This window comes from Candidatus Enterococcus willemsii (genome assembly GCF_009933335.1).
Classification (GTDB): domain Bacteria; phylum Bacillota; class Bacilli; order Lactobacillales; family Enterococcaceae; genus Enterococcus_F; species Enterococcus_F willemsii.
Genome location: NZ_MAEL01000035.1, coordinates 64,304 through 76,674, shown reverse-complemented (window position 1 = coordinate 76,674; position 12,371 = coordinate 64,304). Strand labels below are relative to the sequence as shown.

The 12,371-nt window shown below is 38.8% G+C and carries 14 protein-coding genes; 6 read left to right on the top strand and 8 right to left on the bottom strand.

Features of this window, described 5'->3' with window-relative positions; all coding sequences use genetic code 11:
* Positions 1–2: 2 nt before the first annotated feature.
* The 7 genes from BAU17_RS06015 to BAU17_RS05985 are packed head-to-tail and all read right to left on the bottom strand — an operon-like array spanning position 3 to position 5,134.
* A complete protein-coding gene (locus BAU17_RS06015; RefSeq protein WP_161901925.1) occupies positions 3–989 on the bottom strand; it encodes an MsnO8 family LLM class oxidoreductase in 987 nt (328 codons plus the stop codon).
* Positions 990–1,007: 18 nt separating this feature from the next.
* Positions 1,008–1,748, bottom strand: a complete 741-nt coding sequence (locus tag BAU17_RS06010) for an amino acid ABC transporter ATP-binding protein (protein ID WP_161901924.1) — start codon at positions 1,746–1,748, stop codon at positions 1,008–1,010.
* Entirely contained in the window at positions 1,745–2,458 is a 714-nt protein-coding gene (locus tag BAU17_RS06005; protein WP_161901923.1) for an ABC transporter permease subunit, read from the bottom strand. The genes BAU17_RS06010 and BAU17_RS06005 overlap by 4 nt, the downstream gene beginning before the upstream one ends.
* 16 nt (positions 2,459–2,474) lie before the next feature.
* Complete coding sequence (locus BAU17_RS06000; protein ID WP_420022103.1) at positions 2,475–3,290, bottom strand: transporter substrate-binding domain-containing protein; 816 nt, start codon at positions 3,288–3,290, stop codon at positions 2,475–2,477.
* A complete protein-coding gene (locus tag BAU17_RS05995) occupies positions 3,287–4,039 on the bottom strand; it encodes an amino acid ABC transporter permease (protein WP_161901921.1) in 753 nt (250 codons plus the stop codon). The genes BAU17_RS06000 and BAU17_RS05995 overlap by 4 nt, the downstream gene beginning before the upstream one ends.
* A 13-nt stretch (positions 4,040–4,052) precedes the next feature.
* Positions 4,053–4,589, bottom strand: coding sequence for a GNAT family N-acetyltransferase (locus BAU17_RS05990; protein WP_161901920.1), 537 nt, complete (start codon positions 4,587–4,589; stop codon positions 4,053–4,055).
* Positions 4,571–5,134 carry an NAD(P)H-dependent oxidoreductase gene (locus BAU17_RS05985; RefSeq protein ID WP_161901919.1) on the bottom strand — a complete coding sequence of 188 codons (564 nt, stop codon included), beginning with the start codon at positions 5,132–5,134 and terminating at the stop codon, positions 4,571–4,573. The genes BAU17_RS05990 and BAU17_RS05985 overlap by 19 nt, the downstream gene beginning before the upstream one ends.
* A 312-nt stretch (positions 5,135–5,446) precedes the next feature.
* On the opposite strand from BAU17_RS05985, the gene BAU17_RS05980 reads away from it, so the two are divergent.
* From BAU17_RS05980 to BAU17_RS05960, 5 genes are all read left to right on the top strand, one after another.
* Positions 5,447–6,376: a LysR family transcriptional regulator gene (locus tag BAU17_RS05980; RefSeq protein WP_161901918.1), complete on the top strand. Its 930-nt coding sequence runs from the start codon at positions 5,447–5,449 to the stop codon at positions 6,374–6,376.
* 128 nt (positions 6,377–6,504) lie between these two features.
* Complete coding sequence (gene proB / locus BAU17_RS05975; protein ID WP_161901917.1) at positions 6,505–7,311, top strand: glutamate 5-kinase; 807 nt, start codon at positions 6,505–6,507, stop codon at positions 7,309–7,311.
* Positions 7,308–8,552 carry a glutamate-5-semialdehyde dehydrogenase gene (locus tag BAU17_RS05970; RefSeq protein WP_161901916.1) on the top strand — a complete coding sequence of 415 codons (1,245 nt, stop codon included), beginning with the start codon at positions 7,308–7,310 and terminating at the stop codon, positions 8,550–8,552. The genes proB and BAU17_RS05970 overlap by 4 nt, the downstream gene beginning before the upstream one ends.
* Positions 8,553–8,630: 78 nt before the next feature.
* Entirely contained in the window at positions 8,631–8,828 is a 198-nt protein-coding gene (locus tag BAU17_RS05965) for a hypothetical protein (protein WP_161901915.1), read from the top strand.
* A 72-nt stretch (positions 8,829–8,900) separates the two neighbouring features.
* Positions 8,901–9,407, top strand: a complete 507-nt coding sequence (locus BAU17_RS05960) for an FUSC family protein (protein ID WP_161901914.1) — start codon at positions 8,901–8,903, stop codon at positions 9,405–9,407.
* Between the two features lie 270 nt (positions 9,408–9,677).
* On the opposite strand, the gene BAU17_RS05955 is transcribed toward BAU17_RS05960, so the two are convergent.
* A complete protein-coding gene (locus BAU17_RS05955) occupies positions 9,678–10,496 on the bottom strand; it encodes a ZIP family metal transporter (protein ID WP_161901913.1) in 819 nt (272 codons plus the stop codon).
* A gap of 175 nt (positions 10,497–10,671) precedes the next feature.
* Here BAU17_RS05955 and BAU17_RS05950 point away from each other — a divergent pair, with 175 nt between their 5' ends.
* Positions 10,672–12,294, top strand: coding sequence for an ABC-F family ATP-binding cassette domain-containing protein (locus tag BAU17_RS05950; RefSeq protein ID WP_161901912.1), 1,623 nt, complete (start codon positions 10,672–10,674; stop codon positions 12,292–12,294).
* The last annotated feature ends 77 nt before the right edge of the window (positions 12,295–12,371 follow it).

Sequence of the window (12,371 nt, the reverse complement as noted above, 5' to 3'; positions counted from 1 at the left end):
GCTTACTCTCCTTTAAACTCATGCGCCAAAGCATGAATCATGTCATTTTTCTTCTCATAAGGAACACCTGGCGTGTGAATTACAAAATGCTCCGTATCGAAACGATGAGCAAAGTCAAGCAGTGCAGCTTTGACTTCTTGCGCATTCCCTACAAAAGCCCCCACTTGTTGCTCGATTATTTGTGCTTGTTCATATTGATTGGCATATTCTTCCGCTGTTTGCTGGTCATTAAAGTTCAATCGCTTGCCATTTGCTAAGAGAACCGTGTACGAGGCTTGTTCATGCAAGTAGCGGTTCGCTTCCAGCGGATCATCGGTAATATAAACGATGACCGCAATTTTGAAGGCTTCTGATGAACGATAGGCTGCTCGGGTTTGCGCCAGAACATCTTCTTTCGCATTCACAAAATAAGGATAAATCAAACCTGTCTGCTCGGTCGTTGCCAACTTGGCACTTTCTTGACTACCACCTAATAAATCAACTGCAAAATCCTCCGTAAATTGTGGTTCTAGTGTATATTCAGGTGCAGCGTACGGATGATTGCTTGCAAAATCGTTGCGAATAAAATGAAGCAATTCAATAAATTTTTCATCAAAACTTTGTACATTCTGAACATAATCACGTTGCAATAATTGCACCGCTTCATCCTTGCCCCCTTGTGCTTTACCTACCCCTAACACGACTCGGTGTGGCGCTAAATGTTGCAAAACACTAAATGCCTCTGCGACTTTAAACGGCACATAGTGTTGCAACATCACACCCGCTGCACCAACTTTGATGTGTTTGGTACTCGCTAATAGATAACTAATTAAAATTTCTGGCGCTGCCCCGGCTAGTTCTTTAATCAAATGATGTTCCGCTACATAAAAGGTATCGTAACCGAGTGTTTCAGCTGTTTGTGCTAGTGCAACTGTCTTCGCCAACGTGGAAGTGGCAGTTTCTCCTTCATAAACAATGCTCTGATCCAACAAACTTAATTTTATTCCCATTTATGCTCCTCCATTTCACTAGTGATAGACTGCGGTTCGTGCTAAGAAATTTTTGGTTCGTGCTTCTTTTGTATGATCAAAAACTTCTTGTGGTGTCCCTTGCTCCACAATCTTGCCATCTTCCATAAAAATGACTCGGTCCGCAATTTCATAAGCAAATTGCATTTCATGAGTGACAATCACCAAGGTACTCCCTGCTTCAGCCACTTGCTTAATCACATCCAATGTTTCCCCCACAAGTTCTGGGTCTAATGCTGAGGTTGGCTCATCAAACAAAATCACTTCTGGATTCAACGCCAATGCCCGAGCAATTCCTACACGCTGTTGTTGCCCACCGGATAATTCATTCGGATAATGATGTTCTTTCCCTTTTAAACCAACTTGTGCCAAAAGCGCCTTGCCTTTTTCTGTAGCGACCTTCTTAGGCACCTTACGAGCAATCACCAAACCTTCAATCACATTTTCCAATGCTGTTCGATTAAAAAATAAGGCATACTGCTGAAAAACCATCGCCGTTTTTTTACGAATCGCCAATACTTGTTTTTTCGTTGCCTGCTTAAAGTCAGCGACAGTCTCACCAATTTGCAATACTCCTGAATCCGCCCGTTCCAAAAAGTTTAAACAACGTAAAAAAGTCGTTTTGCCTGAACCACTTGGACCAATAATGACCACGACTTCTCCTTGCTTAATCGTTAGGTCAATGCCTTTGAGAATATCATTCTCACCAAAGCGTTTATGAATACCTTGAACTTGAATCATACGAGACTCCCCCTAACAAATTTTCTGGCATAATATCGTTCAATTAAACCTGACAATTGCTCAATGATAATTGATAGTCCCCAATAAATCATCGCTGCTGCAATATAAGCCTCTAAAAAGGAATAACTTGTCGTTGCAGTAATCAATGCCCCGTTCAAGACATCAACAACCGAAACCATTGAGACTAATGCAGATGCTTTAATCAACACAATCAGTTGATTGCACAGCATAGGTAGCGTGATTGGCAATAGCTGTGGTAAAACCACACGATAAATCGTCTGAAATTGGGTCAATCCAATTGATGTCGCTGCATCCCACTGGTCTTTCGGAATACTCACCAATGCGCCACGAAATATTTCAGATAAACTAATACTGGCGTATAAACTCAAGACCGACATCGCAATGTATTCACGATTAATATCTTTAAATTGAATCGCCCAGCCTTTCGCTTGTGCCAATTGATCAAATACATCAGAAAAAACAAGGTACGCAACCATCAAACTCAAAATAATCGGAATGCCTTTGCCCACCGTAATCATACCCGCTAAAAATTTGGCAACAATTGGTACACGATAAAAACGAAGGAATGCAATCATCAAACCAAGGAGCATTCCAATCAACAGCGGAATCACAGCTAATCGTAATGTAACTGGTATATAAGGTATCGCAGCTTTCAAAGCCGTTACTATTGCTTCTCCATCTATTTTCATCTATTACTCCTTTCGATTATTTCGTATAATCAGCACCTAATATCTCTTCGGACAATTTTTCCAGTTTCCCTTCGTCAATCAACTCTTGCAACGCGCCATCCACTGCTTTTTGCAACTCTTCATCGCCTTTTTCATAAACAAAAAATGTTTTATCATTCGTGATTGTTTCATCCGAAGCTTGCAAAGTAACGTTAAATTGTTCATTGTACTTATTCGTATCATATTGCGTTAAGACAGCCGCATCTGCCGTGCCATTTTGTAATCCTTTTACCAAGATTTCACCTGCGGCATCTGTGTAGACCAACTCGATTTGATCCTCATTCTCCTGATTGTACGCTTCCAAAATGGCTGCCACCTCGGTACCTGGTACAACGAAAACTTTTTTACCTGCTAATTCATCTAAAGTTTGATAGGCTTCTCCTTGACTGGCATCATTTACAATATGATGTGAATAGTTGTTGTAACCCACTTCACCAAACAGATATTTCGCCCCACGTTCTTCGTTATAGGCGTATTGATGTGCTGCCAAACGAACTTTTCCAGCTGAAAGGGAGGTCAAAATATTTTTAAATTCCATCGATTCAAACTGAAAATGGTATTGCGGTAACTTCTCATCCACCGCTTTTAATACTTCAACATCGTAACCTTGAAGCTCATTATTCTCATCTAAATAAACAAAGGGCTGATACACATTTCCGGTACCAACAATCACTGTTTCTGCATCTTCATTATTTCCAGCTGTAGCTGATTCTGCTTCTCTCCCACATCCACTGAACACCAACGTGCTAAGTATTCCTAGTGATACAAGCCATTTTTTATGTTTTCCCATCATGTACTCCTCCTTATCGAATACCCTTCGACTGTTTTTTTCACTGGTTTAACGAACTTAAATTGGAAAGGACGTTGTTTTTTCGACTGAAATTGATAGCGACGCCCTAACCAAGCAAAGAATTGTTCAAAGACAATACTTAAAAAAATAAAAATTAACGCGGCAATAAAATACCCTTCTAATGAATGATAGGTTAATGCAGCCAACGCCCGTACCTTGCCAATCACATCGATTACGCCTAATGAAAAAGCAAGCGAGGTATCTTGTAATAAATTGACAATCATCGTTCCTGTTGCCGGTAAAGCAATTCTTACTGCTTGTGGCAAGATAATTCGCCAATATGTTTGAGTTTTGCTCAACCCTATCGATGCCGCCGCTTCTTTTTGTGAGGCGGGTACACTTAAAATAGCCGAGCGGAAAATCTCAGAAAAAAAGGCCGCTGTATTTAATCCATAAGTAATGTACACGTACTCGATATTTTGTAATTCACCAAAACTTGGAAAAAGAAGTGGTAAACCATAAAAAACGAGAAATAATTGGACTAAAATCGGTGTTCCTCGAATAAACGAGACAAACACACGACTGATTTGTGAGAGTATCGGTATTTTTTCCATCCGAATAAAAGCAATGCCTAAACCTAAAAGCATACCGATAAACGAAGCAACCAGCACAATCAATAGCGTGATTGGTAACGCAGAGACTATTTTTGGAAAAAAAGAGACCACATATTCCCAATTAAAAAAATCTGACATCGCAAGCCCCTCCTTAATGTGCTTCAGCAACACGTAAAATCTTTTCATCAAACCGTTCAGGAATCAGCACTTTATACAGCGCCACACCTAAATCATTCTCATCTCTTTGTGTAAATAAAGTTTGGTAGCCATTTCGTAAGTACATATCCAATAACCATGGATGTTTTTCACCCGATGTACCAATGACATAAGCCGGTGCTTTAAATTGTTTGATTAAAAATTCTTCTTCCACTTGTTTTAAAAATTTCTTGCCAATGCCTTGCCCTTTCCACGCATGAGCCGTCGCAAACCACCATAGGAATGGGTAATGAGAAATCGGTGTGTCAGTTTCCCACGGCAGACGAATTGTAATCGTCGCTAGCAGTTGACCTTCACGTTCTAAAACAATCGCAACACCTGTTTCAATATTTTCAATGACACTTTCTAACGTTGCATTCGTTGACGGCCAATCAATCCCATAATCCTTCACTTCTTGAAAGGATTCCTGAATCAATACCAATAAAGCTGGCGCATCTTCTCTTGTCGCAATCCTTAAACGATCTTTTCCCATCGTCGCACCCCCTGTTGTTTTAATTCAATACGTTGAATCACTTGATCTAGTTGTTGATTGATTCGTTGTCGAACAGTCTCGTTGACAGTAAAGCCGCGTTCTTCTTTCGTGACCTGGTCTTGTAGTACATAAGTTGACTGCAATAATTCTTCGGTTCCTAACTCTTTTAACACGGGCTCTAATGCGTACTGCAACGCCAATAAATGATGTTGCGACCCGCCTAATCCCAAGGCATAAACAACTTTGTTTGCAAGGGCTTTTTGGGGTAAGACATCCAGATACGTTTTGAGAATACCTGAATAGCTCCCTTTAAAAATCGGTGTAAAAATAAATACCCCCTCACTAGCTGCCAGTTGCTCATTATATTTTTGAAGAGTCTTATCCATGACATCTGCTGTCAGTAATGCTTGGTGCGGCAACATATGCACTTGGATTACCTGCGTCTGTATTTTATAGTCGAACAAAACTTTTTGGGTGTATTCAACTAAACCATTCAACCTCGAACTCGTTGAATTTGCACCAACAATAAGCGTCACTTTTGTCATGTTTATCCCTCTTTCCTCTTTTTCTGTGAAATTTGTTTCTAAACTATAAGTGATAAAAAACGCTCTTTCCAATAAAAAAAAGTAAATTGAGCTATCAAAAAAATTGATATGTCCATTTACTTATAACTAAAAAAAGCCTATTAAATTAAGGTTTATCAAAAAATCATTCGTCTTTTCATACGAAATACGTCGTTCTTTCCGCTTGATAATTAACGTGATATAAAAAAACTATATCCCTCAAACAAGAAGATTGTTGATGGCACAAACTATTAGTATAGTAAACATACTCATTGAACAGAAAGAAGGAATTTCATGGACATACGAGAGATTCAAACATTTGCCGTCATTGCTAAAACAGGGAGTTTTCAAAAAGCTGCCGAAATTTTACAATATTCGCAACCTACAATTTCTATGCGCATCAAACAATTAGAAGCCGAACTCAAAATTTCCTTGTTTGAACGTGGCAAAACACTGCAACTCACGCCAGCAGGTCAATTATTTTATGAAAAGTCACAAACCTTACTGGCAAATTATGCGGAATTAGATCTTTTCGCAGAACAACTACATAACGAAGTGCCTGCCCGTTCATTAACTATTGGTGTTTCCGATCCAACAGCTAGCTTGATTATGCCGCAAGTCATTCAATCGTTTCATCAAGCCTATCCTACGGTCTCTGTTCACATTCAGGTGGCTGATGCCAATACATGTAGCCAAGCACTCAAAGATGGGACGATTGCGTTTGCTATTTGCGGTGCCCCTCATTTAATTTTAGATCATTATTACGAACCGATTTTTTATGATGAGTTAAATTTACTTGTTTCGGAACAACATCCATTAGCCAATCGACAAGTGGTCACATTGGCAGATTTACGCAATGAAGTCTTTTTATTTACACCTGAAAATTGCCCGGTGCGGATTCAAATTGAACAACACCTGCGCCAAAGTATTGGTAATCAATACCGAAAAATGGAAGTGACCACAAGTTTATCTCATAAATATTATGTACGAGAAAATGCAGGAATTTCATTATTTACAGCGACAGCTCATTCCGAACAGTTTAGTGGAACAAAGGTTGTCGCGGTCAAAGACTTACCGATTCACCCACCGATTGGTTTACTTACACCTTCTAATCAAATTGAGTACGATTCACTGACATTAACAATGATTCGCTCGATTGTAGATACTTTTGATACACTGGGCAAAAAGGTTCAATATCCGAAAATTGTCCAAAATAGGATGTAATTCGCTTCCTATTTTCACTTTCTCACTAATCTTTCATCATTTTTTCGTAATTTTGAAATAATTCACATGACGAATGAATGATTTGCTAGTACAATGGAAACACTAAGATGGAGATACAGAGGTGGAATATGCGAAATCAACTAAACGAAGCAAAACGAATTGTCATTAAAATTGGAACAAGTTCCCTCATCTATCCCAATGGAAATATTAATTTAGCGGGCATCGATGAACTAGCATTTACCTTAACGGATTTAAAAAACCAAGGCAAAGAAGTTATTTTAGTTTCTTCTGGTGCCATTGGGATTGGGATGAACAAATTAAACTTTACGCAACGTCCATCTTCGATTCCTGAACAACAGGCAGTCGCGGCTGTCGGACAAGCTGAATTGATGTCGATTTATGGTCAACGTTTCATGGTATACGGACAACAGACAGCACAAGTCTTATTGACACGAGATGTCATCGAATTTCCAGAAAGTCGCCAAAATGTAGTGAATACTTTAGAACAATTGCTACGAATGGGTATCATTCCAATCATTAATGAGAATGATACCGTCGCAGTTGACGAGTTGGACCATACAACTAAATTTGGTGACAACGACCAATTGTCCGCCATCGTTTTACAATTAACCCAAGCAAATTTACTCATTATGTTATCGGATATTAACGGTTTTTATTCGGATAATCCAAGCACTAATAAAGAAGCGACACTTTATTCACATATCACAGAATTAACGCCAGATTTATTCAATCGTGCAGGTGGCAAGGGTAGTCAATTTGGAACTGGTGGTATGCACAGCAAATTAAAAGCAGCACAACGTGTACTAGATCAACAGAGCGCCATGGTATTAGCTAATGGCAAGCAACCGAAAGTAATTTTTGATATTTTAGCTGGTGAAGACATTGGAACACTCTTTAAGGAGGACAAAAAATGACAGATTTACAACAATTAGGACAACAAGCCAAAGCAAGCGCGTACCAATTAGGTTTATTAGATACCTTAACGAAAAATCAATTGTTAGAAAAAATGGCAACCGCTTTGGAAGCAAATACACCGGTCATTCTAGAAGCAAACGCTCAGGATTTGGCAAAATCCGACGATTACGGCATCAAAGAAACCATGAAAGATCGCCTGCGCTTGACTGAAGCACGCATCAAAGAAATGGCCGATGGTATTCGTCAAGTCGTCCAGTTACCTGATCCAATTGGTGAAGTTGAAAAAATGTGGAAAAATGCGGATGGTTTGATGATTGGTCGCCAACGTGTACCTTTAGGAGTTATCGGAATTATTTACGAATCACGACCAAATGTTACCACAGATGCTGCAAGTTTATGTTTTAAAACCGGGAATGCCGTTATTTTACGTGGAGGCAAAGAAGCCTTCTATTCCAATCAAGTGTTAGTCAAAATTCTTCAAGATACCTTGCAAGAAAACGGTCATTCGCCACATGCCATTCAATTCATTGATGATACTTCTCATGCAGTGGCAAATGAAATGATGCGTTTAACGGAATATTTAGATGTCTTAATTCCTCGTGGTGGTGCCGGTTTAATCAAACGCGTCAAAGAGACTGCAACTGTACCAGTCATTGAAACTGGTACTGGTAACAACCATGTCTATGTTGACAAAGATGCTCAGTTGCAAATGGCGATTGATATTACTATGAATGCCAAAGCACAACGCCCGTCTGTCTGCAATTCCATTGAAACAGTTCTGGTTCATCAAGATGTCGCTGAATTTTTCTTACCAAAATTAGCAGAAGAATGTGCAGATACTGTCGAATTACGTGGCGACGAACGTGCGCTGACGTATTTAACAAATGCACAACTAGCGACCGAAGAAGATTGGGCGACCGAATTTTTAGATTATATTTTAGCGGTCAAAGTGGTCGATTCTGTAGAAGAAGCTATCACCCACATCAATCAATACAATACGCAACATTCCGAAGCAATCGTCACCGATAATTATTTTACTTCACAAAAATTCTTAAAAGAAGTCGATGCTGCGGCAGTTTATGTCAATGCCTCAACACGTTTTACCGATGGTTTTGTCTTTGGGTTTGGCGCTGAAATCGGAATTTCTACCCAAAAATTACATGCACGTGGACCAATGGGCTTGCCAGAACTGACATCAACGAAATATATTGTTTACGGTGACGGGCAAATCCGTACGTAAAGTTCCAACTTAAGACGGATGTCTCCTCTTGTTTCCTTTGCTATAGTAAAAACAAGAAGAACTTAGGAGGTTCGCAAAATGAATGACAATACACTTGTGAATATTGTAAAACTTGTTGTTGGGTTAATTATTGCTGGTCTAGTAATTAAAATCGTCTTGGCTTTATTAGGTGGATTATTTTATGTCGCTTTTCGCTTTGGTATCCCATTAATTATTGCGATTTTAGTCGTTCGCTGGTTAAGTGAGCGTTCAACCAACCGTCGTCGAAATTATTAGAAAAGTTGAATCTTTGCGATTCAACTTTTTTTCGTTATACTTAGCTTATCAATTAGAAACGAGGCCCCCCTATTGAGAATTGGTTTAAGAACAATCAAAACTGGGTTAAGCGTCTTTATTTGTATTCTAATTAGCATACTACTACAACGGGATACCTATGTTGTCATGGCATTGACTGCTATTTTTACATTACGAGAAGACATGGTCAATACATTGAAATTTGGTAAGCATCGAGTAGTTGGTAACACATTCGGTGCGCTTTTTTCCATCATTGCCATCTTTCTTTTTCATTTAGTTGGCGACGGAAAATCCGTGCAGTTACTTGTGATGCCTCTGTTAATTATTGGAATGATTTCTTTGTTATCCCATTTTGGCTATCAAGAAGGAACAGTTGGTGCTTGTGCCACTCTACTGACTATCTTATTCATGGTACCTGAAACCGAATCTTATCAGTACGCCTTTGCAAGAGTTGTCGATAGTTTCATCGGTATGGTGGTAGCCATTGGTGTCAATCAACTACTTCCAAATAAAAAAATGATGCAAGCCTTGGAAAAGCAATTAGAAAATGAAGAAGTTTAACAAAAGTTTCACGTGAAACACGCAAAACAACGAGCTAGACTTATGTTTGGTTCGTTGTTTTTCTTATTTTTCTGTTAATACAGACTTTAGGTTAGAAATATTCAAGTAATATTAAAAATAACACAAATTAATTTAGACAATATAAGTTAGTAAGTAGCTATGTCTCGTGTATTTATAGCATCTTTCAAATGATTACTACTGGTTATAATGAGATAAATAAGAAATAAAAAAGTAGCTCGTCTGAACTACTTTTTTATTGCTTATTTTTTTCTACCCCAACGCCACATCTAAAATCATCATAATCACAAAGCCCAACATCGTACCAAAGACACCGAAATGGCGACGCGTTGGTGATGACAAGTGTGCTTCTGGAATCAATTCTTCAACCACAACATAAATCATTGCACCTGCTGCAAAAGCTAAGGCATAAGGTAAAATCACTTCCATCTTAGACACTAGCAAAGCTCCTAAAACACCGGCGATTGGCTCAACAATCCCTGAAGCTTGTCCATGGAAGAACGCTTTTGGACGACTAAGCCCTTCTTGTTGTAAAGGAATCGATACGGCAGCTCCTTCAGGAAAGTTTTGAATCCCAATTCCGATAGCTACCGACAACGCTGCTAAAACAGCTGCTCGTGGATCCTCTGCATTAGCGGCTGCCCCAAAAGCAACACCCACCGCTAATCCCTCAGGAATATTGTGTAACGTAATCGAAAAGACCAATAAAATTGTCCGCTTAAAATGGCTCGGAATCCCTTCGACTTCATTTTTTTGACCAAAATGCATATGTGGTAAAATTTTATCTGCAGCATATAAAAATAATCCACCTAAGGCAAAGCCAATACTCACGACCAACCAGGGAATATCACCATTTTCAGTCGCTCGTTCAATCGCAGGATCTAGCAACGACCAAAAACTCGCGGCAATCATGACGCCAGAAGCAAAACCGAGCATCGTGCTTAATACATTGCGATTAATGCTTTTAAAGAAAAACACCAAAGCTGCACCTAAAGCAGTCATAAAATACGTAAATCCTGTGCCAACTAATGCTTGCTGCCACGGCTGCAAACCAACTAACCAATCTAGCATTCTTTTTCCTCCATTATTTATGTATCTGCCTACATTTTAAGGCGTACCGAAAGAAATATCAAGGAATGGAGCAGGAAAAAGTGAAATTCAGCGCAATACCTTGAAACTTTTGACTATCACCGATATAATGCTAGGAGACCTTGGTCTAGAATACATGTAAAAGTGAGGAAAAAAATTGATTACAGTAAGTGATGTTAGTTTGCATTTTTCAGATCGCAAACTTTTTGATGATGTGAATATTAAGTTTACACCCGGAAATTGCTATGGTTTGATCGGTGCGAATGGTGCTGGTAAATCAACTTTTTTAAAAATATTATCCGGAGAAATCCAACCTTCAACAGGTAATGTAGCATTAGGACCTGATGAACGTATGGCAGTCTTGAAGCAAAATCATTTTGATTTTGAAGAATATACTGTACTTGAGACAGTTATCATGGGACACAAACGTCTTTATGATGTTATGAAAGAAAAAGATGCCATTTATATGAAAGAAGATTTTAGTGATGAAGACGGCATTCGAGCAGCCGAATTAGAAGGCGAATTTGCCGAATTAAATGGTTGGGAAGCTGAACCAGAGGCCGCTGTTTTATTACAAGGATTGAACATTCCAGAAGAATTACACCAAGTACAAATGAGCGAATTGACTGCTGGACAAAAAGTCAAAGTCTTGTTAGCGCAAGCTTTATTTGGTCAGCCTGATGTTTTACTATTAGATGAGCCGACTAACGGATTAGATATTCAATCGATTGCTTGGTTAGAAGAATTTCTAATCAACTTTGAAAATACTGTTATCGTCGTTTCCCATGACCGTCACTTCTTAAATAAAGTATGTACGCACATGGCCGATTTAGATTTCGGTAAAATTAAATTATATGTCGGTAACTACGATTTCTGGTTGGAATCAAGCCAATTAGCGGCAAAATTACAAGCACAATCAAATGCTAAAAAAGAAGAACAAATCAAAGAGTTGCAAGACTTTATCGCGCGTTTCTCTGCAAATGCCTCAAAATCAAAACAAGCAACTTCTCGTAAAAAAATGTTAGATAAAATTACTCTAGATGACATTCAACCATCTTCACGCCGCTACCCATTCGTTGGTTTCAAGCCAGAACGCGAAATCGGAAACGACTTGCTACAAGTTGAAAACGTAAGCGTCACAATTGATGGTAAGAAAGTTTTAGATAATATTTCATTTACCTTAAATAAAGAAGATAAAGTGGCCTTTATCGCAAATAATGACATTACAACAACTACTTTATTCAAAGTTATCATGGGCGAAATCACCCCAGATACAGGAACCGTTCGTTGGGGTGTCACAACAAGTCAATCGTACTTGCCAAAAGATCCAAGTGCAGAATTCAATAATGACTTAACGATTTTAGACTGGTTACGTCAATACGCAAGCAAAGAAGAAGATGACAATACTTTCTTACGTAGCTTCTTAGGTCGAATGTTATTCTCTGGTGACGAAGTCTTGAAAAAAGTCAACGTCCTTTCGGGAGGCGAAAAAGTTCGTTGTATGCTTTCAAAAAACATGCTTTCAAAAGCCAATGTTTTAGTGCTAGATGATCCAACGAATCATTTAGACTTGGAATCAATTTCTGCATTGAATGAAGGCTTAATGTCATTTACTGGCGCATTACTATTTGCATCACATGACCACCAATTCATTCAAACATTAGCAAATCGTATTATCGTGGTTTCAGCGAATGGTGTTGTTGATCGTGCGGAAACAACCTACGATGAATTCTTAGAAAATGCTGATTTACAAAAACGTGTCGCTGCATTATACGAATAACATAAAAACTCGAAGTTCTCTATTTATCTGAGGACTTCGAGTTTTTTTGAATAAATATTCATTTTTGTTTTTGTATA